Source organism: Sphingomonas sp. URHD0057, from assembly GCF_000620665.1.
Taxonomy (GTDB): Bacteria; Pseudomonadota; Alphaproteobacteria; order Sphingomonadales; family Sphingomonadaceae; genus Sphingomicrobium.
Genome location: NZ_KK211162.1, coordinates 932,384 through 955,917 on the forward strand (window position 1 = coordinate 932,384; position 23,534 = coordinate 955,917).

Here is a 23,534-nt window from a genome sequence, read left to right on the forward strand (position 1 = left end):
CGAGCAGGAATTTTCTTGGCCACTGAACCGCCAGTCGACGACCTCAATCCCACCCCGCCCTCTCCGGGCGACCGCGATATCGCGCCGATCTCGATCGTCGACGAAATGAAGACCAGCTACCTCGATTACGCGATGAGCGTGATCGTCGCCCGCGCGCTGCCCGACGTGCGCGACGGGTTGAAGCCGGTTCACCGCCGGATCCTCTATGCCTGCCAGGAAGCTGGCTACGTCGCCGGCCGCCCGTACCGCAAGTCGAGCCGCATCGTCGGCGACGTCATGGGTAAATATCATCCGCACGGCGACAGCGCGATTTACGACGCGCTCGCGCGGATGACCCAGACCTGGTCGATGCGCGTGCCGCTGATCGACGGCCAGGGCAATTTCGGCTCGATGGACCCTGACCCGCCGGCAGCCATGCGCTACACCGAAGCGCGGCTGGCCAAGGTCGCCAATTTCCTCCTCGGCGACATCGACCGCGACACGGTCGATTTCACCCCCAATTACGACGCCTCGGAAAGCGAGCCGCAGGTCCTTCCCGCGCGCTTCCCCAACCTGCTTGTCAACGGTGCGGGCGGCATCGCCGTCGGCATGGCGACCAACATTCCGCCGCACAACCTCGGTGAAGTGCTCGCGGCCTGCCGCGCCTACATGGACGATCCAGCGATCAGCACCGAAGGGCTGATGGAGCATGTCAAAGGCCCGGATTTCCCGACCGGCGGACTGATCCTCGGCCTGTCGGGTATTCGCAGTGCCTACACCACCGGCCGCGGCTCGATCATGATGCGCTCGCGCCACCACGTCGAGGAAGGCCGGGGCGACCGGCGTTCGATCGTGCTGACCGAGATTCCCTATCAGGTCGGCAAGAACCGGCTGGTCGAGATGATTGCCGAAGCCGCCAAGGACAAGCGCATCGAGGGCGTCGCCGACATCCGCGACGAGTCCAACCGCGAAGGCGTGCGGGTCGTCATCGACCTGAAGCGCGACGCGACCCCCGACGTCGTCCTCAACCAGCTGTGGCGGCACACGCCCGCCCAATCGTCCTTCCCGGCGAACATGCTCGCGATCCGCAGCGGCCGGCCCGAAACGCTGACCCTGCGCGATTTCATCGAAGCCTTCATCCGCTTCCGCGAGGAAGTGATCACGAGGCGCTCGAAGTTCGAGCTGCTCAAGGCCCGCGAGCGCGCCCACATCCTGCTCGGCCTGGTCATCGCAGTGACCAATCTCGACGAAGTGGTGAAGCTGATCCGCGGATCGGCGAGCCCCGCCGTGGCGCGCGAAAAGCTGCTCGAACGCGAATGGCCCGGCGAGCAGATCCGCCCGTACATTCAGCTGGTCGAAGCGGTCGAGCCTCAGGCCAAGCGCGAGAAGTACACGCTGTCCGACGCCCAGGTGAAGGCGATCCTCGAGCTTCGCCTGCATCGCCTGACCGCGCTCGGGCGCGACGAGATCGGCGGCGAGCTCGAAGGACTGGCGAAGAATATCGGAGAGCTGCTCGAGGTCCTCGCCAACCGCGCTCGGCTCTACGAAGTGATGCGCGAGGAATTCGACGAGGTCGAGGCCGAATTCGTGACTCCGCGGATGAGCGAGCTTGCCGCGGCCGCCGACGGGATCGAGGACGAGGATTTGATCGAGGTCGAGGACATGGTCGTGACCGTGACCATGACCGGCTACATCAAGCGCACGCCCCTCTCCGTGTTCCGCGAGCAGAAGCGCGGCGGCAAGGGCCGCGCCGGCATGGCGACCAAGGAAGAGGATGCGGTCACCAACCTGTTCGTGACCTCGACCCACAACCCGGTGCTGTTCTTCTCGAACCTCGGGCAGGTCTACCGGATGAAGGTTTGGCGCCTCCCCGAAGGCGGCCCCAACACCAAAGGCCGGCCGATGGTCAATCTACTCCCGCTCGCGGAGGGCGAGGTCATTTCGACCGTGCTGGCGCTGCCTGAGGACGAAGCCGAGTGGGGCGGGTTGCACATCATGTTCGCCACCGCTCGCGGAACGGTCCGGCGCAACAGCATGGACGCCTTCGCCAGCATTCGCTCCTCCGGCAAGCGGGCAATGCGCTTTGGCAGCGATGACGAAGAAGACAGCGATCCCAACGATCGCCTGATCGGCGTGTCGTTGCTGACCGAGGAGGATGACGTCCTGCTGGCGACGCGCAACGGCAAGGCGATCCGCTTCAAGTCGACCGACGTCCGCGAATTCCAGTCGCGCGATTCCCAAGGCGTCCGCGGAGTCCGGCTGCAACCCGGGGACCAGGTCATCTCGATGTCGATCCTCCACCGCGTCGGCACCACCCAGGAGGAACGCGAGGCCTATCTCAAATGCCCGCCGTGGCGCGAGCGCGAAGACGTCGAATGCACGCTTCCTGAGGAACGGGTTGCCGAGCTGTCAGAGCGCGAGCAGTTCATCCTGACGGTCACCGAGAACGGCTACGGCAAGCGCTCATCCGCCTATGAATATCGCCGCACCAACCGCGGCGGCCAGGGCATCACCAACATCGACACGTCGGAGCGCAACGGCTGCGTCGTCGCGAGCTTCCCGGCGCACCAGGGCGAGGCGCTGATGCTGGTCACCGACCAGGGCAAGATGATCCGCACCACCGTCGGCGACATCCGGGTGATGGGCCGCAGCACGCAAGGCGTGACCATCTTCCGGGTCGCCGAGGACGAGCATGTCGTCAGCGTCGCCAAGATCGACGAGAGCGACGAGGAGGAGATCGAGCTCGAGAGCAGCGACGAGATCGCACCGGTCGATGATGCGATCACCGACCAGAGCGAGCTCGATCGGCCGGTGGATCCGGAGGCGGAATAGAGCGAAGGCTGCGACCAACTGCCGCAACCCGCGCCTCTGCCTCCGCGTTCTAATGACGAACGATAAGGAGGAAAGCCCGATGCCCCTTCCCAACAACGCCTTGGTCCTGGTCGCCGACGGCCGTAAAATGCTGTTCTTCCGCAATCACGGAGATGAAAACCAGATCGATCTGAGGACCGAAGCACACGATGCGAGGAAGGACCGCAAGGACCGCGACATCAAGACCGACGCTCCCGGCACGACGAAGCAAAGCGCGGGCTACGGCCATTCCACCTACGAGGAAACGGACTTCCACCAGCAGGAAGAGGATCGCTGGGTGAAGGACGCCGCCGACGAGCTGAAAGCGCGCGCGCTGCGCAACGATTTCGACGCCCTCGCCATCGTCGCCCCACCCAAGGCGCTCGGCGTCCTCAAGAAAAGCCTCCACAAAGAGGTCGAGCGGCGCTTGGTCTGCACCGTCGACAAGGAAATGACCGGCCGCCCGATCCCGGACATCGAGGCGTTGCTCGACGGTCATACCGCGGCGGCCGAGCTTCCGTCCGTTTAAGCTCCGAGGGCCGGCTTCGTCCTCCATTCGGGCGAGATCGCCGGGGATTGGATCCGCTCGGACGAACGGTTCACCAATCCCCGGTTGACCCAGCGCCCGCTGTTCGGCTGACGCCTAGCCGCGTTCGCCCGCGCCGCGCTCGGTCGGCATCGGCACCGGCGGTGGCGGCGGCGCAACGTTCAGCATTTGCGCTTGCTGAAGGTGCATCTGCATCATCGGGATCGCCTGCGACGCAGCGGTGCGCAGCGAGGCGACATCGCCGCTCGCGGAATAGTTCTGCATCAGCTGGATCGCCTGGTTGTGCGCGTCGATCTGCGCCTGGCGGTAGGCCATGTCGAAATTCGGCCCCGTGCCGGCGGCACGCAGCTGTTCGAGCGCGGCCTGCTGCGCCGGAAGCATGCCCGGCGGCGGCATCGGCACGCCACCTGCCGCTGCGGCCGCCGTCACTTGCTGCCCGAGACGGGTGTGGTCGGAGACGAGCAAATTCGCATAATTGCGCACGGCTTGGTTCTGGGACGCCTGCAGCGCCAGCTGGCTCGACTGGATTTCGAACTCGTTGGCGCTCGAGGCCTGGGCCAGGAAGCCCGGGGCGAACAGTGGATTGGTGGGGTCCACAACCGGCGCTGGTGGCGGCGGCGGTGGCGGCGGTGTAGTTGAACAAGCGGCAAGAACGATCGTCCCGCCGAGCATAATCGCCAGTTTCCTCATCGGCCTGTCTCCCTTGTTTGTTCCGGAACGGTAACTGGCACGCGTGGGCGCGGTTCCCTGCGCTAACGCAAAGCAGCTAGGCGAAGAGGTGCGCCACGTCCGCATCCGGAGCAACCGTCTGAAGCAGCAAGGTCCGATGGCACTGCGCCGGCTCGCGCTCGAAGCACAGCAAGGCGCTCGATTTTTCGGCCGCAAGCTCGACCATTTGCGCCGCCTGCACCATCGCCTCGGGCAACTCGAGCTGGCCCGCGTAGATGCGCGCCATAACCTCATGCCGTCCGGAACGTGCCGCCGCGCGGCCCTCGGCGGGGGTACCGAGCGCTTTCAGGTGCACATATTCGATACCGGCCTCCTCGAGCGTCCCCCGCAGCGCCGATTTCGAGAAGCCCGGCCGGCGCGACAGCGGCAGCGCTCGCACGTCGATCACCCGTTCGACGCCGGCCTGCTTCAGTGCGGCGAGGAACTCCCCGACGGTTGCGCCCTCATAACCGATCGTGAATACCCTCATTCCGCGTTGTAGCAGACAGCTTCGATGTTCGCGCCGTCCGGATCGTAGACGAATGCGGCATAATAATTCGGCCCGTAATTGGGCCTCGGGCCGGGCTTGCCATTGTCCCTGCCGCCGGCCTTCAGTGCGGAGACGTGGAAGGCATCGACCTCCGCGTGGCTGTCGGCCGTGAACGCAACGTGGATCCCCTCGCCGACCTTGTCGCCGTCGCCGATCCAGAAGATCTTTTCGCCCGGCACTCCAAAGCCGAGCGCGGTCCAGCCGCCTTCCTCGTCCGAACTATATTCTTTCTGGACCGACATACCGAGCGCTCCAAGCGCGGCCTCGTAGAATTTGCGAGAGCGTTCGATGTCGGAAACGGGGATACCGATGTGATCGATCATTGTTGCACTCCTGGGGCCTGCCAATAAAGCAACGCCTTATGGTCGATCAGGTTCACGTCATTGGCGGCGGGCTGGCCGGAAGCGAAGCCGCGTGGCAGCTCGCCGAGGCCGGTCTTGATGTCCGGCTAAGCGAAATGCGCGGCGGCGCCGGCGGGACCCCCGCGCACGAGACGGATGCGCTCGCCGAAATGGTCTGCTCGAACAGCTTTCGCAGTGACGACGCCGAGCACAATGCGGTCGGCCTCCTGCACCAGGAAATGCGCGCGCTCGGCTCGCTTGTCATGCGCGCCGCCGACAAGCACCGGGTCCCGGCCGGTTCGGCGCTCGCCGTCGACCGCGAAGCGTTCGCCGCCGAGGTTACGCGGGCCATCGAGCAGCATCCCAACATCGCCATTGTCCGGGAGCGCATCGATCGCCTGCCCGACCATCCGGCGATCATTGCCACGGGCCCGCTTACCGGTTCGCAGCTGGCGGAAGCGATCGCCGCCGAGACTGGCGAAGGCGCCCTCGCCTTCTTCGACGCCATCGCCCCGATCGTCCACCGCGACAGCGTCGACATGGACGTCGCGTGGATGGCGGCACGCTGGGACAAAGGGGGCAAGGACTACATCAACTGCCCCATGGACAAGGCGCAGTACGAGGATTTCGTCCAGGTTTTGAACGACGGCGAGAAGATGCCGTTCAAGGAGTGGGAACAGGACACTCCTTATTTCGAGGGCTGCATGCCGATCGAAGTCATGGCCGAGCGTGGGCCCGAAACGCTACGCCACGGCCCAATGAAGCCCGTCGGCCTCGACAACCCCCGCACGGGCCGCTGGCCCTATGCGGTGGTCCAGCTGCGCCAGGACAATGCGCTCGGCACCCTGTGGAACATGGTCGGCTTCCAGACCAAGCTGAAGCATGGCGAGCAAGTGCGCATCTTCCGCAATATTCCCGGCCTCGAGAATGCCGAGTTCGCGCGCCTCGGCGGGATCCACCGCAACAGCTTCATCAACTCGCCGCGCTTACTCGATCGCGAGTTGCGGTTGAAATCCAAGCCCAACATCCGCTTCGCCGGCCAGATCACCGGCTGCGAGGGCTATGTCGAAAGCGCCGCCGTCGGCATCCTCGCCGCGCGGTTCGCAGCGGCAGAGCTGCGCGGCGAGCAACTTGCGCCTCCGCCGGTCGAGACTGCGCTGGGGGCAATTCTCGGCCACATCACCGGCGGCGCCGACGCCGACACGTTCCAGCCCATGAACGTCAATTTCGGACTGATGCCACCGCTCGACGGCCGCCTCAAACGCGCCGACCGCAAGCAGGCCTACACCGACCGGGCCCGAGCGGCGTTAGCCGGATGGCTCGAGCAGCTCAGGGTCCCCGAGCCGGCTTAATCGTCCGCCGATGCAATATCCGTTGCGCGGCAGCTGCAGCTCGGGTGCTTGGGCGGCGGGGGGGCCGTGGTCGAATATTCCGCCGCGGTCAGGATGCCGTTGCGGTCGCGGTCGGCGCCTTTGAACTTGCCGATCGTCTTTGCCGCCCATTCCTCGAACGACAATGTGCCGTTCGCGTTCGTGTCGAGCTTGGCGAAAGCCTTGCGCCGCGGGTCGAGCAGCTCGTTGGCCTCGATCCGCCCGTCCTTGTTCTTGTCGGCGCGGCTGAAGCGCTTCTCTTCGCGGGACTTGGGGCTCGCTTCGGGTGCCTGAAGCGGCACCGGTTGCCCGGTCAGCGACGCGAGCCGGGCTGGCGGTGCCGGCAGGCTCGGCGCGCGCTGGGCGTGGCCTTGCCACAGGAGGAATGCGCCGGTCATGAGCAGGAAACAGGCCGCGGCCCCGGCGAGGAATCGCCACATCGGGCACCTCCATCAAACGGAGATTCGGCGCGAACATGCTCCAGATCGGAGCGGCATCTGTCAACCGTAGCGCGGCAGCCGTCCGCTCAGGCGGTGGCCCAGCATCGTCAGCGCCCGCCCCGGCGTTCCTTCTGGCTCGAACGGTTGACGCCGGCGACAATCGCGGATTGCCAGCGCCGCGAGCATCGACAGCGGCCGGAGGATCGCCGGAAAGCGCGCCCCGCCCAGCCCGTGCGCGAACTTGCGGGCGCGTTCCATCAACATCGCACGCGACTGCTCGTCGCTGCAGTGCCGGGCCGCATCGACCAACGTCCAAAGCCCGCCCGCACCCTGGATGCGGTCGTCCGCTTGCCCAAGAACCTTTGCTCCGATCCCTAACAGCAAGTTCCCGCGAAACCAGATCGCTTCGGCAGTCTCCGCGCCCCACGGAAACGGGTCGAACAGCCGCAGCCAGCCAGTTTCGAGCTGAGCGAGGTCGCGGCCGGCAACGCCGCGCGGGTTGAGTTCCTGCTGCACCGCCTGAAGCCTCGGCTCGGCTGGGGCGCCGCCATCCAGCTCTTCAAGCCGCTCGCGCCACCAGGCCAGGCGGATCGGCCCGAGCTGCGGCTCACGGGTCGTGCGCACCACGTCTGCCATCGCCGCGTCGATCCCGAACAGCGCCTCCAGCGCGCCGCGATCGGCGGTTCGCACATAGGTCAGCGCCAGGCGTAAATCGGCGCCAGGCACGGCGTCAGCGATAGGTGACGGCCTTGACCGCTTCGACCACCTGGGATGCTTTGATCAGCGCCAGCTTTTCGAGGTTGGCGGCATAAGGCAGCGGCACGTCGGCATCGCTCACCCGCAGCACCGGCGCATCGAGGTCGTCGAAGCCCTCGGTCATGGCGATGGCAATGATCTCCGACGCGATCGAGCATTGGGGCCAACCTTCCTCGACCACCACCATGCGGTTGGTGCGCCTGAGGCTTTCGAGCACGGTCGCCTTGTCCAACGGGCGCAGCGTGCGCAGGTCGATCACCTCGGCGTTGATGCCCTGCCCCATCAGCTCCTGCGCCGCTTCGAGCGCGACGCCGACCCCAATCGCGTAAGTGACGATGGTCACGTCCTTGCCGGGGCGGACAATGCGCGCCTTGCCGATCGGCAGCACATAATCGTCCATCTGCGGCACATCGAAATGCTGACCGTAGAGCAATTCGTTTTCGAGGAAGACCACCGGATCATCGGTGCGGATCGCGGCCTTGAGCAGGCCCTTGCCGTCGGCCGCACTGTAGGGTGCGATGACGATCAGGCCCGGCACGCTCGCGTACCATGGCCCGTAATTCTGACTGTGCTGGGCGGCGACCCGCGCGGCGGCGCCGTTCGGACCGCGAAACACAATCGGGCAACGCATCTGCCCGCCCGACATGTAATTGGTCTTAGCCGCCGAATTGATGATGTGGTCGATCGCCTGCATCGCGAAATTGAAGGTCATGAACTCAACGATCGGGCGCAGGCCGCCCATCGCGGCGCCGGCGCCGAGCCCGGCAAAGCCATATTCGGTGATCGGCGTATCGACCACGCGCTTGGGACCGAACTCCTGAAGGAGATTCTGGGTGACCTTATAGGCGCCCTGATATTCGGCGACCTCCTCGCCCATCACAAATACGCGGTCGTCGCGGCGCATCTCTTCCGCCATGGCGTCGCGCAGCGCCTCGCGCAGCGTCATGGTGACCAGCGGCGTGCCTTCGGGCACCTCCGGCTCGTCGCGGGTCGCGGCGACATCGGCGACAAGGTCGCGTGCCGCGGTCTCGAACACGTGCGGCGTCGGCGTGCCTTCGGTCTGTTGCGATTCCGGCGCGGGAACCGTCGGCTCTTCCTTCATCGCCGGCTTGGGCGCCTCAGCGGGCGCAGCGGCAGCTTCGCTGACCTGCTCACCATCCGCGGCAAGCAGGGCGATCGGCTCACCGACCTTCACTCCGTTGGTACCTTCGGGCACCAGGATCTTGGCGATCTTGCCCTCGTCGACCGCTTCGAACTCCATCGTCGCCTTGTCGGTCTCGATTTCGGCGAGGATGTCGCCCGACTTCACCTCGTCGCCTTCCTTGACCAGCCATTTGGCGAGCGTGCCCTCCTCCATGGTCGGCGAGAGCGCGGGCATCTTGAGCTCGACGGGCATCAGTAGGTCCCCACCAACACATCGGTGTAAAGCTCGGCCGGCTCCGGCTCCGGCGCGTCTTCAGCAAACTTCGCAGCTGCGATGACGATAGCTTTGATTTCGTTGTCGATTGCCTTGAGCTCGTCTTCCTTAACACCGAGCTTTTCGAGTTCCTTGGCGGCATGGTCGATGGGGTCGCGATGTTCGCGCACGTCCTGCACCTCCTCGCGCGTGCGGTACTTGGCCGGATCGGACATCGAATGGCCGCGATAGCGATAGGTCAGGAACTCGATGATGATCGGCCCCTTGCCGCTGCGGGTCCAGTCGAGCGCCACCTCGGCGGCGCCACGGACCGCGAGCACGTCCATCCCGTCGACCTGCAGGCCGGGAATGCGATGCGCCTCGCCGCGCCGGTACAACAGCGGCTCGGCGGAGGAGCGCTTGATGCTCGTCCCCATCGCATATTGGTTGTTCTCGATCGCGTAGACGACCGGCAGGTCCCACAGCTTGGCCATGTTGAAGGCCTCGTAGACCTGGCCCTGGTTGACCGCGCCGTCGCCCATGTAGGTCAGGCACACCCCGCCGTCCTCGGCATATTTGTGCTTGAACGCGAGCCCGGTGCCGAGCGGCACCTGAGCGCCGACGATGCCATGCCCGCCGTAGAAACCGTGGTCGACGCTGAACATGTGCATCGACCCGCCCTTGCCGTGCGAGATGCCGGCGTAGCGGCCGGTGAGCTCGGCCATGATCAGTTTGGGATCGATGCCGTAGGCGAGCATGTGGCCGTGGTCGCGATAACCGGTGATGACGCTGTCCTTGCCGACCGTCATTGCCGATTGAAGGCCGACGCCAACCGCTTCCTGGCCGATGTAGAGGTGGCAGAAGCCGCCGATCAGGCCGAGACCATAGAGCTGGCCCGCACGCTCCTCGAAGCGGCGGATGAGCAGCATCTGCTTGTAGAGGCCGAGCAGCTCGTCCTTCGACGCCTGGAAGCGCTTGGGCTGCGGCGGCCGCTCGATCTGGGGTACCTGCGAGGCAGGAGGAACGGCGGATTTCTTGGCGGTTCGCGCCACGGCGATCTCACTTCTGGGATAAGCGCGCTCGCCTATAAGTGGCGCTAGGCCGACCGGCAACTCATTGCAGCGGGACGATCACCTCGTCGGGGCGGACCAGCCCAAGGTCCTTGCGGACCAGCTCGTCGGCCATGTCGGGATCGGCCTTGCGCGGGTCGAGCAGCGCCGAATGGTGCCGCAGCTCGGCCTTCTGCTGCTCGAGCTGCGCCAGCTCGGCCCGACGCTCTTTCAGCGCGCGGTGGTAACCGCCCCAGGCGAGGACGCCGTTGGGCCCAGCGATCGCATGACCGGCGAAGGTTCCGACGATGATCAGCGCCAGCGCCGGCCACGCGGCCCGCCGGATCAGCTCAAAGATAGGCTTCCCACCCCTCATAACTCAAAGGAATCACGAGTGACTCACGAACGCAAGTGAAAAGAACGGTTTGGTGGATACTTCGCGGAAGAACTTGTGGAAGACGCGGGTAATCGCTGTGGATGATAGGCTTTCAGCGCGGCGCGGCCAGGATAGCGCGCCGCCGCGCCGAGTTGCTCCTCGATCCGCAGCAGCTGGTTGTACTTGGCCGTGCGGTCCGACCGCGCCAGGCTCCCTGTCTTGATCTGGCCGCAGCTCAGCGCGACGGCGAGGTCGGCGATGGTCGAATCCTCGGTCTCGCCCGAGCGATGCGACATCACTGCGGTGTAGCCGTTGTTGTGCGCCAGCTTCACGGCGTCGATGGTCTCGGTCAGCGTGCCGATCTGGTTGACCTTGATCAGGATCGAATTGGCGATGCCGTGGTCGATCCCCCATTGGAGGCGCTCGACGTTGGTCACGAAGGCGTCGTCGCCGACCAGCTGGACGCGGGCCCCGAGCTTGTCAGTGAGCGCCTTCCACCCCTCGGCATCGTCTTCCCCCATGCCGTCTTCGATCGAGGCGATCGGATAGTTGCTCGCAAGATCCGTGAGGAAGTCCGCGTTTTCGGCCGGCGACAGCGTCTTCCCCTCGCCCACCATGCGATAGGCACCATCCTTGAAATATTCGCTCGCGGCGCAGTCGAGCGCAAGCAGGACGTCCTTGCCCAGCTCGTAGCCGGCGGAGCGAACCGCCTTCTCGATGAAATCGAGCGCCTCGCGCGACGACTGGATCGCGGGCGCGAAGCCGCCTTCGTCGCCCACCGCCGTCGACAGCCCGGCCGCATGCAGCGCACTCTTCAGCGCATGGAAGATCTCGGCGCCGCAGCGCAGCGCCTCGGCGAAATCGGGCGCGCCGACCGGCATCACCATGAATTCCTGGAAATCGATGCCGTTGTCGGCGTGCGCGCCGCCGTTCAAAATATTCATCATCGGCACCGGCAGCAAATTGGCCTCGGCGCCGCCAATGTAGCGGTACAGCGGCATGTCCGCGCTCGCCGCCGCCGCCTTCGCATTGGCGAGGCTGACGCCGAGGATCGCATTGGCGCCGAGCCGGCCCTTATTGTCGGTCCCGTCGAGCGCGATCATCGCCTGGTCGAGGCCCGCCTGGTCCTCCGCCTCGCGGCCGACGACGGCCTCGGCGATTTCGCCGTTGACGGCGTCGACCGCTTTGCCGACGCCCTTCCCGCCCCACCGGCTGTGGTCGCCGTCGCGAAGCTCGACCGCCTCGTGCGCCCCGGTTGAAGCCCCGGAGGGAACCGCGGCCCGGCCCGTGCTTCCGTCGGCCAGAATCACGTCGGCCTCGACCGTCGGGTTGCCACGGCTGTCGAGGATTTGGCGGGCGCGGACACGGGCGATGGCGGTCATGGCTTTCCTTCTTGCGGACGCGTAACAATATGGGGGTACGCGAGGGCCTATAAGCGCCGCGTCCGGGCGTGCAACTTTCGGTGCGGCACGCCGGAACGACCGCCCGGCCCTCTCCGTTGAGAGGCCAAAGGAGGTATTGCCATGGCTGACCAGAGAACTGCCGATCTGCCCGATGGGACCGACACGATCATCGAACCGGCGGAGCCCGAGAACACGGGCGCGATCGCGACCGACCGCGCGGCCGAGGACGAAGGAGGAGCGAATTTGACGATCGATGATCCGGGCCTGCCGTCCGGCGGCATTGCCGAGCGGCTTCGCAGCGGGCGCGAGCAGCTCGGCAGCCAGGCCGGCGAGAAAGCGCGCGGGCTGGTCACCCAGGGCCTCGAGCGAACCGCCGAAGCACTGGCCAACGTGTCCAAGATGGTCGGCGACACCGCCGATGGCATCGAGGAGCGGCTTGGCCCGGAATATGGCGACTATGCCCGCCGCGCCGCCGGAGCGATCGAGACTGCCGCCAATACCCTTGCCGAAAAAGATCCCGACGAGCTGATCGACGACACCCGCAATTTTGTCCGCAACAGCCCGGGCATCGCGCTTGCCGGCGCGGCGGTGGTCGGCTTCGTCGTCGCCCGGCTGCTGAAGAGCGGGCTCGCCAAGGATGAGGACGACGACGAGGATTGATGCTGAAGACGCCTGAACAAAGCCCTCCGGCGGAGCCGGGCCGCTCGATCGGCGAGATGATCGAGCGGCTGTTCGACAATGCGCTCGACTACGGCCGCGCGGAGCTCGAGCTGCTCAAGGCCCGCGCCCTCGAATTCGCCGAATCCTATGTCCGCGCGGCAATCCTGTTCGCGCTTGCGGCGGCGTTCGCACTCGTCGGTTTAGTCACGCTCTTCGTCGGCATCGCAATCGCCTTGGCGAGGTGGATCGGACCTTTGGGCGGCGCGATCGTCTCGACCTTGCTTGCAGCGACGGTTGCCGGCCTGCTGATCTGGCTTGCGCTGCGCGACCTGGAGAAGGCGAAGTGAGTGAGGACCGCGTCGAGGCTGCTCGAGCGGAGGTCGACCAGGCCCGCAATCGGCTGCTGGTGGCCCTGAACGAGGTGACCGGGCAGCTCGAGCCGCACCGGCTGGTGCAGGAGGTGTGGGAGAAGGCCAAGGACAAGGGCGCCGACCTCGCCGAGGATGCCGTCGATGCGGTCCGCTCCAGGCCGCTGGCGGCGACCGGCGTGGTTGCCGCAATCGCCATGTTCCTCGCCCGCGAACCGCTCATCGAGCTCGCCGGCAAGTTGGCCAGCGGGCTCTCGAAGAAGGGATCGGCGAAAAAGCGCCGAGCCGCCAAAACGGAAAGTGAAACGGAGACAGCGTAATGATCGACGACGACACCACTGCCGACACCGGAAGCTCGCCTCGCCAGCGGGCGATCGAAGCTTACGAAAGCGCTCGGGACAGCGTCTCCGGCGCCGGCCGGCGCGCCGCCGACACCTTCGGCGAGGCGCCGCTGATCGCGCTTGCCGGCGGAATCGCCGCCGGCGCGCTGATCGCCGCGCTCCTGCCCCGCACCGACGCCGAGACGCGGCTCGTCCGGCCGACGGCCAAGCGCGTGAAGGACACCGCTCGCGCGGCTTACAAGGCGGCGCGCGACACGGGGTCGGGCAAGCTCAACGAGCTCGGGCTCAACCGCGAGAAGGGCGAGGAAACCATCCGCGGCTTGTTCCAGGGCGTGACCGATGCCGCCAAGGCATCCGGTCAGGCGGCGCTTGACGCGGCTCGCAACAAGGGCTGAACGAGCAGGATGAGCAAGCTCCACCTGGTGTTCGGCGGGCGGGTCAAGGATCCGCGCGCCCTCGATTTCGATCTCGGCACGATCGACCTGGTCGGCGTCTATGACAGCTTTGGCGCCGCCGAAGACGCCTGGCGCGGCAAGGCCCAGGGCAGCGTCGACGATGCCGAGATGAAATACGTCATCGTCCACCTTCACCGCCTGCTCGAGCCGAACCTCGAAGGCGATATCCCGGGCATTGCACGGCCGCGGGAACCGGCGGGCTAAGGCACGCCTATCCGGTGCTGCTGTCCGGGAATTGATCCAGCGGGCGATAGTCCGAAGGATCCAGGCCGCAGGTTCCGGTAGCGTAGATCGGAACGCCCTGGGCGCGCGCCTCGAGCAAGGGCCGCGGTTCGTGAGTCAGCGTGGCCGGGTGAACGAGCGCCCCGATCCCGTCGAGCCAGTTCGGCCCCGCTTCGCGCCGCTCGATCGCCAATCCGTCCCACATCGGCTCGAAGGTCGCGCCGAACACCACCAGCGGTTCCGGAGCGGCTGCAACCAGTCTCCGGGCGACATCGGGGCGCTGCCGAGCGATCGTCGGGCCAAGGAACGCAATGCGGTTGCCCGCCCGCCGTGGCCGCACCGGCGGCTTGTGCCAGGACAGCACGACCGCCCGTCCCGGAAACATGGCGGCGATGCCGTGGTGCGGCGTGTAAACGCGGCGTGCGCGGGCCAGCAGCTCGGCTTCGCGAGCAACCAGGTCGTTCGAAGCCCGAAAATCGGCAATGGTCGCGGAATCACCGATCTCTGCGGCCGCCTGGTCGAGCAGCCGATGAATTTCGGCCAACGGATAGCGGCTCATCACGACGTCGAAGCTGCGGCCGCCCAACACGCCTGCTTCGTCTAGCCAGGGCAGCCAGCTCTGCGCGACCACCAAATGGCGAGCGCGATAGTCGATGTGCCTTGCAAGTTGCCTCGCGACCAGCCGATCGTGCTTCAAGTAGGTTCTCTGGCGAACCGCTCCGCCGGCCGTGGACGCGCGCCGCATCGCCCAGTGCCGCTGCGCCGTCGCCAACGAGGCCACATGCCGGCACGACCGTGGCCACCGATATCGCGCCGGCCACGCCCCGACGATGCCCGGCGCGAGCAGCTGATCGTCCTTCCCGAATGACGCTCCAAGCATGCTTGCGGTCTCGGGCCAGGCGTTGTCGAGCACCCACGACACTCGCTCGGTCGGCATTTCGAGCGTCTTAAGCTGCTTGTGCATGTCGCAAGCGACTTCGTCGCAACTCGCGCAGCTGCGGGGCTCGACGCTCACCGGAGCGCATCCAGGCGCACCACGAGCGTGGTCTCGGTCAGCCGGGCGCCGATCCGGACCGGCACCGACGAGCGAAAGCGCAGATCGATATAGTTCCAGAACACCGTCGCGTCGGTCTTGTCGTCAATGAAAAACCCCGGCGGATGGACCGTGTGGCTGTGGCGTTCGACGATTTCCAAGCCGGCTTCGTGAGCAACGCGCGACAACGCGTTGGTCAGCTGGCAGATTCCGCCGCCGACCGAGGGGATCAAGCAGCCGCCGCGCAGCTCTCGCCCGGTGACATAGCCCTTGCCGCGGCCCGGGCGCCCGGCGGCCCGCCAAAAGCTGAAGGTCTCCCCCGGCTCCAGGATGATCCCGTCGACGGCGTCCGCCGCGACGCGCAAATTCTGCACCTTGCCGAGCTCGGCGTCGCGCTCGCGCGGATCGGTGGCCGAGTACAGCCGATGCTCGTCGGCCGCGATCAGCGTGGCGCCGGGCGGCACGTTCGCCAGCTTGCGATAGCGACGGAACAGGTCGCCACAAGCGAAGGCCCTGGCCAGCCGCCGGCCGATGAGCAGCCGTGATTTGAGCCAGAAGACGAACCTGCCGGACGCGGCATGACGCGCGTGCAGCGTGCCGCCTTCGATCGTCGAGCTCGCCACCCATGTGCTCATGCGAGCAATCTATCGCGGGTAGCGGCTTATGAAAGCGTTACCGTCTCGAGGGGAGCGTCAGGCTTTCCGGTACCGCCACAGCAGCAGCGGGCGCTGCAGAATGAGCCCGGCGGCGAACCCGCCGACATGCGCCGGCGTCGCGAGGAGGAAACCCTGTCCGCCGGCGAGCCAGCCCATCATCAGCTGCAGCACGACCCACGCGACCATCAGCCACAGCGCGTTGATCCAGCGATTGGCGGTGGGCGACGAGGTGAACCGCTTCGGCCGCCCGAAGCTCAGTGCGAAGGCGCCGATCACCGCGCTGATCGCGCCGCTGGCGCCGATCATCGGGACGGTGCTGTAGGGATCGACTCCCCATTGCGCGAAGGCGGCGGCGAACGCGCCGACCAGGTACAATGCGAGCAGCGCCGTCTGTCCGAGCACCCGCTCGACCGCGGTCCCGCACCAGACGAAGATCAGCATGTTGAAGGCGAGGTGGATGAAGCCCGAGTGCACCAGCGTCGCGCTCAGCGGCGTCAGGAGCGCGGGAAGCGCAAACCACGGCACCGGCAAACCGGTCAGCCGCGCCGGAATGAAGCCGAGCGCCAGCTGCACGGAATCCTGACCGACGAGAATCGCCACCAGCCATGCGAGCACCGTCAGCGCCGTGATGGCGATCGTGGCGGTGCGCGGAATGGCTAGCTTGTCGATCAGATGAACTCGATCTTCTTGATCCCGTAGTAGCGGTCGCCCGACGGGGCCGAAACCTCGACCTCCTCGCCCTTCTCGCGGCCGATCAGCGCGCGGCCGAGCGGGGAATTGTAGCTGATGCGCCCGTCCTTGGCGTCGGCCTCGGTCTGACCGACGAGCTGGTATTTGACCTTCTTGCCGTCCTCGTCCGTGAGCGTCACCGTGGCTCCGAACACGACCTTGTCGCCCGACAGGGTGGTCGGATCGATCACCAACGCCCGGCTCAGCCGGTCCTCGATGTCCGCGATCGACGCCTCGACGTGACCCTGGTGCTCCTTCGCCGCGTGATATTCGGCATTCTCGGAGAGGTCGCCATGCGCGCGCGCCGCCTCGATCGCCTCGACGATCTCGGGCCGTTCGTTCTTGAGGCGCTTCAACTCGTCGGTGAGCTTGGCAAAGCCCTCCGCCAGCATCGGCACCTTGTCGGCACTCGCCATGGTTCAAAAACCCTTTTCAAAAACCCACCCCGGCGCCGCGATCAGCAACGCGTTTGAGGGGCAAAGAGGATGGAAGCTAACGCTTTAGGAAGCGGAGTAATAGGATTGCAGCGAGGCGACTTCAAGCGCGTGGCCCCGCACCGCCTCGATCGCCCGGGCCGCGGCGATGCTCGCCGCTGCAGTCGTGAAGTAAGGCACGCGCTTGGCCAGCGTGGTCGTGCGGATCGAATGGCTGTCCTTGAGCGACTGCCAGCCCTCGGTCGTGTTGAACACCAAGGCGACGTCGCCGTCGAGCAATCGGTCTACGATGTGGGGACGACCCTGCGCGACCTTGTTGACGGCGCTCACCGGCAACCCCTTGCTCGCGAGATGCGCCGCGGTGCCGCCGGTGGCGATGATCGAAAAACCGAGCTCGACCAGCTTCTCGACCGCGGGCAGGATATTGTCCTTGTCGGCGTCCTTGACCGAGACGAACGCCGTCCCGCTCTGCGGCAGGACCATGCCGGCGCCGAGCATGGCCTTGGCGAAAGCGATGTCGAAATCGCGATCGATTCCCATGACTTCGCCGGTGCTCTTCATTTCCGGTCCGAGTACCGGATCGGTCCCGGGAAAGCGGGCGAAGGGAAACACCGGCCCCTTGACCGCGATATAGTCGAGGTCGTGCCGGATCGGTTCGAGCTCGCTGAGCCTTGCCCCGGCCATGACCCGCGCGGCCATCTTCGCCACCGGCTGGCCGATCGCCTTGGCGACGAACGGCACGGTGCGGCTGGCGCGCGGGTTGACCTCGATGAGGTAGACATCCTCCCCCTGGACCGCGAACTGGACGTTCATCAGCCCCTTGACCTTGAGCGCCAGCGCCAGCTCGCGAGTCTGGCGCTCGATCTCGTGCACGATCGCTTCGCTGAGGCTGTGCGGCGGGATCGCGCAGGCGCTGTCGCCCGAATGCACCCCGGCCTCCTCGATATGCTGGAGGACTCCGCACACCACCACGTCCTCGCCGTCGCTGATCGCGTCGACATCGACCTCGATCGCGTCGCGCAGATAGCGGTCGATGAGGACGGGCGAAGTGCCGGATACCGCCACCGCGGTCGCGATATAGTGGTCGAGCTGCTGCGGTCCGTCGACCACCTCCATCCCGCGCCCGCCGAGCACATAAGACGGCCTCAGCAGCACCGGATAGCCGATCCGCTCGGCGATCCGCAGCGCCTCGTCGCGGTTGCGGGCGATGCCGTTGGCCGGCTGCTTGAGGTTCAGCCGCTGCACCAGGCTGGCAAAACGCTCGCGGTCCTCGGCGAGGTCGATGCTGTCGGGCGACGTACCGAGGATGGTCACCCCCGCCGCCTGCAACTCGGCCGCCAGCTTGAGCGGCGTCTGTCCGCCAAGCTGGACGATCACGCCCAGCAGCTCGCCCTTCTCCTGCTCCCGCCGCACGATCTCGAGCACATCCTCGCCGGTCAGCGGCTCGAAATAAAGCCGGTCGGACGTGTCGGGGTCGGTCGACACCGTCTCCGGGTTGCAATTGACCATGATCGTCTCGAGCCCGGCCCCATCGCGCCCGAGCGCGAACGCCGCGTGGCAACAGCAATAATCGAACTCGATCCCCTGCCCGATCCGGTTCGGCCCGCCGCCGAGGATCATCACCTTCTTGCGGTCCGAAACCTCGGCCTCGTCCTCCGCCTCGCCGAACAACGGCGCCTCGTAAGTCGAATAGAGGTACGGCGTCGCCGCATCGAACTCGGCGGCGCAGCTGTCGATCCGCTTGAACACCGGCCGCACGCCAAGCTTCAATCGGTGCTCGCGCACCTCGGCCTCGGTGACGCCGCCCGTCATCGCCCGGATCGCGCTGTGCACCAGCCCTCCGCCCGCGGCGACCGCCTCGCTCATCTCCCGCTCGACATGCGCCGAGCGCAGCGCCAGCTGCGCCAGTCGCCCGTCGGAAAAGCCCATCGCCTTCAGCCGCCGCATGCCTGCCGCATCGCGCGGCAGGCCGCCGAGGCGGACCTCCTGCTCGGCCTCGACGATCTCCTGCAGCCGCTGGAGAAACCACGGGTCGAACCCGGAAATTTCGTGGATCCGCTCGACGGTGAAGCCCTGGCGCAGCGCTTCGGCGGCGACCAGCAGGCGATCGGGGGTCGCCCGCGCCAGCTCGCTCTCGATCCGCGCCGGATCGGCATTCTCGAGCTCGCGCACGCGATCGAGCCCGGTCAGCCCCGTCTCCAGCCCGCGCAGCGCCTTCTGCAGGCTCTCGGCGAAGCTGCGCCCGATCGCCATCACCTCGCCGACCGACTTCATCGAGGTCGACAGCAGCGCCTCGGCGCCGCGGAATTTTTCGAATGCGAAGCGCGGCACTTTCGTCACGACATAATCGATGGTCGGCTCGAAGCTCGCCGGCGTCGCCCCGCCGGTAATGTCATTGGCGATTTCGTCGAGCGTGTAGCCAACCGCCAGCCGCGCCGCGACCTTGGCGATCGGGAAGCCGGTCGCCTTCGACGCCAGCGCCGAGCTCCGCGACACGCGCGGGTTCATCTCGATCACCACCATCCGCCCGGTCTTGGGATCGACCGCGAACTGGACATTGGAACCGCCTGTTTCAACACCGATTTCGCGCAGCACCGCGATCGATGCGTTGCGCATCCGCTGATATTCCTTGTCGGTCAGCGTCAGCGCCGGCGCGACGGTGATCGAATCCCCGGTGTGCACCCCCATCGGGTCGATGTTCTCGATCGAGCAGATGATGATCGCATTGTCGGCGCGGTCGCGCACGACCTCCATTTCATATTCTTTCCAGCCGAGCACCGATTCCTCGATCAGCACCTCGTCGGTCGGGCTGGCTTCGATGCCACCGCGCACGATCGCCTCGAATTCATCGCGGTTGTAGGCGATGCCCCCGCCCGTCCCGCCAAGCGTGAAGCTCGGCCGGATGATCGCCGGCAGCCCGATCGTCTCGAGCGCGCTCAGCGCCTCCTCCAGGCTGTGCGCGATCGCCGAGCGCGGGCTTTCGAGCCCGATCCGGTCCATCGCCTCGCGGAACTTCAAGCGATCCTCGGCCTTCTCGATCGCCTCGGCATTGGCGCCGATCAGCTCGATCCCGAGCCGGTCGAGCGTGCCGTCCTTGAACAGCGCCAGCGCCGTGTTGAGCGCGGTCTGCCCGCCCATCGTCGGCAGCAGCGCGTCGGGCCGCTCCTTCTCGAGGATTTTGGCGACGATCGCCGGAGTGATCGGCTCGATATAGGTCGCGTCGGCAATCTCCGGGTCGGTCATGATCGTCGCCGGGTTCGAATTGACCACGATGACGCGATAGCCCTCGGCCTTCAGCGCCTTCACGGCCTGCGAACCCGAATAATCGAACTCCGCCGCCTGCCCGATGACGATCGGCCCCGCGCCGATGATCAGGATGGACGAGATGTCGGTGCGCTTGGGCATCTATCGTCCGAACAGCTTTCCGAGCAGCCCGCCGCCACGCTCGACTTTCACGCCGTGGACTCGCCCGGCTTCGGCAGCGGCCCTCTCCATCTCGGGAGTCAGCGTCAGTTGATCCAGGAAGCTCGCCTTGGCGTCACCGTCGATCGGCGCGATCTGCAGACGAAAGCTGCTGACGTCGGTCTTCGCGGCAGTGATGCCGGCGCGCAACTGGTCGAACTCGCGCATGACGAAATAGAGGTCGCGGTTGCCCTCGCCGTTCACGACGGCGATCAGGTAAACTTCGGCATTCGCTGCCTCGAGCTTTCCGATCAGCCGGTCCTCATAATCGTCGAGGTCTTTCGTCGACCTGGGCATGCCGGCATCGTTCGCCTCGCCCTCCGCAAGGATGCAGCGGATCCGCGCCATCTCATGCTGCTCTGCGAATTGGCGCACGTCGGGCCCGTGGGTGCGCGATCGGAACAGCAGCGGTTTACCGCTCTGCCCCTTGCGGCCGAACAGTTTCCAGTCGCTGCTATGCATCGATAGCCTGTCGCTCATGTCGCGGGTCCTTCCGGGAACTGCATGTTGACGAACACGGCCTTCAATCCATTGCGCCGCGCCCATTTGGCGACGCAGACGCGCTGCTCGACGCTGGGGTCCTGGCGCACCATCAGCAGCAGCTTTTTTTCGCTTTCGTCCTGGATCAGCTCGCCCAGCGCCAGCCCGCAGCCGAGCGCGATACTGTTGAGCTGCGCCTCGTCATGCATCCGCGCCGGCGTCGCGCAGGCTGAGAGGGCGAAGGCGCCGATTAATAAGCTGCGCTCGAGCCTTGCGAACCGGGCCATCAGGATAGTTTCCGAAAATCGAGCATTCCAAAACTCGTTGCCGAGACTATCGCCCTGTCCCGTGGCTCCCAGGACCAACCGAGGTATTCGAGCTGGTGCTCTCGCGCGTAGCTGTAAAGCTTCTCAACACGCAGCGAGAGAGACGCAGAACTAGGCAACGCGGTTTCCCACGCTTCCAGTCTATCGGACAACCACTCCAATCCCATTTCCTGGAAATCGGCAGTTAGAGGTGCGTAAAAGTCGAAATTACCCTCAGCGAATAGATCCACATCCCCGTTAAAATGGTGACACACGCGGTTAGGACCATCATCACCGCGCTGTTCAATGATGCGGATCGCATCATCCGATGCCTGCAATAGATTTGCGATCGTTGGTTCGAAGAGAGGCTCATCAAAATCTGTCACCGCATCGCACCGACGAATTTCTCGAACAGATAGAAGCTGTCCTGCGGCCCCGGGCTCGCCTCGGGATGATATTGCACGCTGAACGCCGGGCGGTCGGTCAGCTCGATCCCGCAATTGCTGCCGTCGAACAGCGACACGTGGGTTTCGCGCACATGGTCGGGCATCCCTTCTCGCTCGACCGCGAAGCCGTGGTTCATGCTGGTGATCTCGACCCGTCCGTCGGCGAGCCGCTTGACCGGATGATTGGCGCCGCGGTGCCCCTGGAACATCTTACTGGTCTTGCCGCCGACCGCGAGCGCCAGCATCTGATGGCCGAGGCAAATGCCGAACAGCGGCTTCTTGGTCTCCAGCATCTGCTGGATCACCGGCACCGCATATTCGCCGGTCGCCGCCGGGTCGCCCGGCCCGTTGGACAGGAAGAAGCCGTCCGGCTCGTGCGCCATGATCTGGTCGAAGGTCGCGGTTGCCGGGACCACCGTCACCCGCGCGCCGGCCTCGACCAGCAAGCGGAAGATGTTGCGCTTGTTGCCGTAATCGACCGCGACGACGTGGGGGCGGCCGTCCTCCTCGGCGCCCACCCCATGACCCTCACCCCAGGCCCACTTGCCGCCGCTCCAGCGCTCCACCTGCAGCCGGCTGACGTCCTTCGCCAGGTCCATGCCCTCGAGCCCCGGCCACTGCGCCGCCATCGCCTGCAGTTTCTCGAGGTCGAACTGCCCATCCGCGTGATGCGCAACGGCGATGTTGGGCGGCCCGTCCTTTCGCACCAGCTTGGTCAGTGCCCGCGTGTCGACTCCCGCAATCCCGATCCGACCCCATTTCGCCATCCACTCGGCGAAGCCCTGGCTCGCCCGGTAGTTCGAAGGCTCGGTCACCATTTCGCGGACCAGGCAACCGAGGGCATGCGCCTCGCCCGCCTCGACGTCCTCGTCGTTGGCGCCGACATTGCCGATGTGGGGAAAAGTGAAAGCGATGACCTGCTTGGCGAAGCTCGGGTCGGTCATGATCTCCTGATATCCGGTCATCGCCGTGTGGAAGCACAGCTCCCCGACCGCCTGCCCTTCCGCGCCGAAGCCCTTGCCCCACACCGTCCGGCCATCGGCGAACACCACTACTCCCGTCGCGCCCTCCGGTTGTCGGGCGCGCGTAGCCAAGGGGACCGGGCGTGCGTCGGCCATGGGCGGGAAGAGCCTTTCCGTCAGGGTCAGAACAACGATGTCGCTAAGGCATTTCCGCTATGCGCTTTGGCGGTGCGGGTCAACGCTGGTCAGCGCCAAAATCGCTCGCTAGGGCCCAAGTTACACTTCAAGAGTGCACCATGATCCGCGACGCCATCAAGACCGCCACCATCGCTGCGATGAAAAGCGGCGACAAGGAAACGACGCAGACCCTGCGCCTGGCCTCCGCGGCGATCAAGAACCGCGACATCGAGGCGCGCACCGGCACGGCGCCGAAAGACGACGACCTGTTGGTCACCGAAGTCCTGCAGAAAATGGTCAAGCAGCGCCGCGAATCCGCGGAGATCTACCGCACCAATGGCCGCGACGACCGCGCCCAGGTCGAAGAGGCCGAGATCGCGGTGATCGAGGGCTTCCTGCCGGCCCAGCTCGGCGACGCCGAAGCCGAGGCGAAAATCCGCGACATCGTCGCCGAGACTGGCGCTTCTTCGATGAAGGACATGGGCCGGGTGATGGCGCTGGTGAAGGAGCGTCTGGGCGGCGCGATCGAGCCGGCCCGCGCCAGCGCGCTGGTCAAGGCCGCGCTGTCTTAGCCCACAAAAAAGGCCCCGCCGCGCGTGGCGGCGGAGCCATGAAATTCAACCGAGCTTAGTGCGTTGCAGCGGCTGGTGTTCGCGTGCCGCCACCGGCGAGACCCATCAGGCCGTCCATGACGAGCCCGTACAGGAAGATGGCGATGGCACTGGCCAACGCGCCGCCGACACCGATCTGGAGATTGGCGGCAACTGCCATGAGTTGCGTACCGATCGCCGGGATATGACCAAGCGCTCCGCCCACAATCGGAAGCACGAGGGCGATGACTCCCGCCAGGATCATCTTGTCCTGCGGCATCGACAGGCCCGAGATCAGGCCGAGGGCGACGAGGATCAACGCCATGTCCATCGTTCCCAACGCTACGAATCCGGTAATGATCGCGAGCAGAATATAGAGAGCGCGGGCAAGCCCGCTGATCTTGTTCAGCATATGAATCCCCCTCCTTGTTGGCCCGTCTCCCGCTCTT

Annotated in this window: 27 protein-coding genes and 1 pseudogene; 9 read left to right on the forward strand and 19 right to left on the reverse strand. The window is 66.0% G+C overall.

Going from position 1 to position 23,534, the window contains the following annotated elements:
• Positions 1-15: 15 nt before the first annotated feature.
• Both gyrA and N539_RS17195 read left to right on the forward strand, forming a co-directional pair.
• On the forward strand, positions 16-2,811 hold the full coding sequence (gyrA, locus tag N539_RS17190) for a DNA gyrase subunit A (RefSeq protein WP_231463065.1): 2,796 nt from the start codon (positions 16-18) through the stop codon (positions 2,809-2,811).
• A 79-nt stretch (positions 2,812-2,890) separates the two neighbouring features.
• Positions 2,891-3,358 (forward strand): host attachment family protein, encoded by a 468-nt coding sequence (locus N539_RS17195; RefSeq protein ID WP_051531874.1) that lies wholly within the window; start codon positions 2,891-2,893, stop codon positions 3,356-3,358.
• A gap of 114 nt (positions 3,359-3,472) precedes the next feature.
• Here N539_RS17195 and N539_RS17200 read toward each other — a convergent pair whose 3' ends face one another.
• The 3 genes from N539_RS17200 to N539_RS0113615 all read right to left on the reverse strand — a co-directional run bounded on the left by N539_RS17200 (position 3,473) and on the right by N539_RS0113615 (position 4,957).
• The gene (locus N539_RS17200) at positions 3,473-4,066 is read right to left on the reverse strand and encodes a DUF4142 domain-containing protein (protein WP_197018424.1); all 594 of its coding nucleotides are present in this window, start codon (positions 4,064-4,066) and stop codon (positions 3,473-3,475) included.
• Positions 4,067-4,142: 76 nt separating this feature from the next.
• Positions 4,143-4,574 carry a DUF488 domain-containing protein gene (locus N539_RS0113610; protein WP_028970708.1) on the reverse strand — a complete coding sequence of 144 codons (432 nt, stop codon included), beginning with the start codon at positions 4,572-4,574 and terminating at the stop codon, positions 4,143-4,145.
• Positions 4,571-4,957, reverse strand: coding sequence for a VOC family protein (locus N539_RS0113615; RefSeq protein ID WP_028970709.1), 387 nt, complete (start codon positions 4,955-4,957; stop codon positions 4,571-4,573). The genes N539_RS0113610 and N539_RS0113615 overlap by 4 nt, the downstream gene beginning before the upstream one ends.
• 38 nt (positions 4,958-4,995) lie before the next feature.
• Here N539_RS0113615 and trmFO point away from each other — a divergent pair, with 38 nt between their 5' ends.
• Complete coding sequence (gene trmFO, locus N539_RS0113620; RefSeq protein ID WP_028970710.1) at positions 4,996-6,327, forward strand: methylenetetrahydrofolate--tRNA-(uracil(54)-C(5))-methyltransferase (FADH(2)-oxidizing) TrmFO; 1,332 nt, start codon at positions 4,996-4,998, stop codon at positions 6,325-6,327.
• Here trmFO and N539_RS0113625 read toward each other — a convergent pair.
• From N539_RS0113625 to eno, 6 genes and pseudogenes are all read right to left on the reverse strand, one after another.
• Positions 6,324-6,785: an EF-hand domain-containing protein gene (locus N539_RS0113625; protein ID WP_028970711.1), complete on the reverse strand. Its 462-nt coding sequence runs from the start codon at positions 6,783-6,785 to the stop codon at positions 6,324-6,326. The genes trmFO and N539_RS0113625 overlap by 4 nt on opposite strands.
• 60 nt (positions 6,786-6,845) lie before the next feature.
• Complete coding sequence (locus tag N539_RS17205; protein ID WP_051531821.1) at positions 6,846-7,511, reverse strand: hypothetical protein; 666 nt, start codon at positions 7,509-7,511, stop codon at positions 6,846-6,848.
• A 4-nt stretch (positions 7,512-7,515) separates the two neighbouring features.
• The gene (locus N539_RS0113635; protein WP_028970712.1) at positions 7,516-8,937 is read right to left on the reverse strand and encodes a pyruvate dehydrogenase complex E1 component subunit beta; all 1,422 of its coding nucleotides are present in this window, start codon (positions 8,935-8,937) and stop codon (positions 7,516-7,518) included.
• Complete coding sequence (gene pdhA / locus N539_RS0113640; protein ID WP_051531822.1) at positions 8,937-9,989, reverse strand: pyruvate dehydrogenase (acetyl-transferring) E1 component subunit alpha; 1,053 nt, start codon at positions 9,987-9,989, stop codon at positions 8,937-8,939. Before pdhA ends, N539_RS0113635 begins: the two co-directional genes overlap by 1 nt.
• 61 nt (positions 9,990-10,050) lie before the next feature.
• Positions 10,051-10,362, reverse strand: a complete 312-nt coding sequence (locus N539_RS0113645) for an FtsB family cell division protein (RefSeq protein WP_028970714.1) — start codon at positions 10,360-10,362, stop codon at positions 10,051-10,053.
• A gap of 107 nt (positions 10,363-10,469) precedes the next feature.
• Positions 10,470-11,744: pseudogene (gene eno / locus N539_RS17210) on the reverse strand (phosphopyruvate hydratase); the annotation flags it as partial.
• Between the two features lie 141 nt (positions 11,745-11,885).
• On the opposite strand from eno, the gene N539_RS17215 reads away from it, so the two are divergent.
• The 5 genes from N539_RS17215 to N539_RS17230 are packed head-to-tail and all read left to right on the forward strand — an operon-like array spanning position 11,886 to position 13,793.
• Positions 11,886-12,425: a hypothetical protein gene (locus tag N539_RS17215; protein WP_051531823.1), complete on the forward strand. Its 540-nt coding sequence runs from the start codon at positions 11,886-11,888 to the stop codon at positions 12,423-12,425.
• On the forward strand, positions 12,425-12,772 hold the full coding sequence (locus N539_RS17220; RefSeq protein WP_051531824.1) for a phage holin family protein: 348 nt from the start codon (positions 12,425-12,427) through the stop codon (positions 12,770-12,772). The genes N539_RS17215 and N539_RS17220 overlap by 1 nt, the downstream gene beginning before the upstream one ends.
• A complete protein-coding gene (locus N539_RS0113665; protein WP_028970715.1) occupies positions 12,769-13,113 on the forward strand; it encodes a DUF3618 domain-containing protein in 345 nt (114 codons plus the stop codon). The genes N539_RS17220 and N539_RS0113665 overlap by 4 nt, the downstream gene beginning before the upstream one ends.
• Complete coding sequence (locus N539_RS17225; RefSeq protein ID WP_051531825.1) at positions 13,113-13,529, forward strand: hypothetical protein; 417 nt, start codon at positions 13,113-13,115, stop codon at positions 13,527-13,529. The genes N539_RS0113665 and N539_RS17225 overlap by 1 nt, the downstream gene beginning before the upstream one ends.
• Positions 13,530-13,538: 9 nt before the next feature.
• Positions 13,539-13,793, forward strand: coding sequence for a DUF4170 domain-containing protein (locus N539_RS17230; RefSeq protein WP_051531826.1), 255 nt, complete (start codon positions 13,539-13,541; stop codon positions 13,791-13,793).
• Between the two features lie 7 nt (positions 13,794-13,800).
• On the opposite strand, the gene N539_RS0113680 is transcribed toward N539_RS17230, so the two are convergent.
• From N539_RS0113680 to carA, 9 genes are all read right to left on the reverse strand, one after another.
• Positions 13,801-14,775, reverse strand: a complete 975-nt coding sequence (locus N539_RS0113680) for a hypothetical protein (RefSeq protein WP_028970716.1) — start codon at positions 14,773-14,775, stop codon at positions 13,801-13,803.
• A 47-nt stretch (positions 14,776-14,822) separates the two neighbouring features.
• Complete coding sequence (locus N539_RS17235; RefSeq protein WP_081774369.1) at positions 14,823-15,479, reverse strand: VanW family protein; 657 nt, start codon at positions 15,477-15,479, stop codon at positions 14,823-14,825.
• 57 nt (positions 15,480-15,536) lie between these two features.
• Positions 15,537-16,115, reverse strand: coding sequence for a rhomboid family intramembrane serine protease (locus N539_RS0113690; RefSeq protein ID WP_231463067.1), 579 nt, complete (start codon positions 16,113-16,115; stop codon positions 15,537-15,539).
• 53 nt (positions 16,116-16,168) lie between these two features.
• Positions 16,169-16,645 (reverse strand): transcription elongation factor GreA, encoded by a 477-nt coding sequence (greA, locus tag N539_RS0113695; RefSeq protein ID WP_028970717.1) that lies wholly within the window; start codon positions 16,643-16,645, stop codon positions 16,169-16,171.
• A gap of 84 nt (positions 16,646-16,729) precedes the next feature.
• Positions 16,730-20,068 (reverse strand): carbamoyl-phosphate synthase large subunit, encoded by a 3,339-nt coding sequence (gene carB, locus N539_RS0113700; RefSeq protein ID WP_028970718.1) that lies wholly within the window; start codon positions 20,066-20,068, stop codon positions 16,730-16,732.
• Entirely contained in the window at positions 20,069-20,605 is a 537-nt protein-coding gene (locus tag N539_RS0113705; RefSeq protein ID WP_028970719.1) for a DUF695 domain-containing protein, read from the reverse strand.
• Positions 20,602-20,892 carry a hypothetical protein gene (locus N539_RS0113710; RefSeq protein WP_028970720.1) on the reverse strand — a complete coding sequence of 97 codons (291 nt, stop codon included), beginning with the start codon at positions 20,890-20,892 and terminating at the stop codon, positions 20,602-20,604. Before N539_RS0113710 ends, N539_RS0113705 begins: the two co-directional genes overlap by 4 nt.
• On the reverse strand, positions 20,892-21,296 hold the full coding sequence (locus tag N539_RS0113715; protein WP_156029975.1) for a hypothetical protein: 405 nt from the start codon (positions 21,294-21,296) through the stop codon (positions 20,892-20,894). The genes N539_RS0113710 and N539_RS0113715 overlap by 1 nt, the downstream gene beginning before the upstream one ends.
• Positions 21,293-22,474, reverse strand: a complete 1,182-nt coding sequence (gene carA, locus N539_RS0113720) for a glutamine-hydrolyzing carbamoyl-phosphate synthase small subunit (RefSeq protein ID WP_028970722.1) — start codon at positions 22,472-22,474, stop codon at positions 21,293-21,295. Before carA ends, N539_RS0113715 begins: the two co-directional genes overlap by 4 nt.
• 140 nt (positions 22,475-22,614) lie before the next feature.
• Between carA and N539_RS0113725 the strand changes: the two genes are divergently transcribed.
• On the forward strand, positions 22,615-23,067 hold the full coding sequence (locus tag N539_RS0113725; RefSeq protein ID WP_028970723.1) for a GatB/YqeY domain-containing protein: 453 nt from the start codon (positions 22,615-22,617) through the stop codon (positions 23,065-23,067).
• A 55-nt stretch (positions 23,068-23,122) separates the two neighbouring features.
• On the opposite strand, the gene N539_RS0113730 is transcribed toward N539_RS0113725, so the two are convergent.
• Positions 23,123-23,497 carry a hypothetical protein gene (locus N539_RS0113730; protein WP_028970724.1) on the reverse strand — a complete coding sequence of 125 codons (375 nt, stop codon included), beginning with the start codon at positions 23,495-23,497 and terminating at the stop codon, positions 23,123-23,125.
• Between the last annotated feature and the right edge of the window lie 37 nt (positions 23,498-23,534).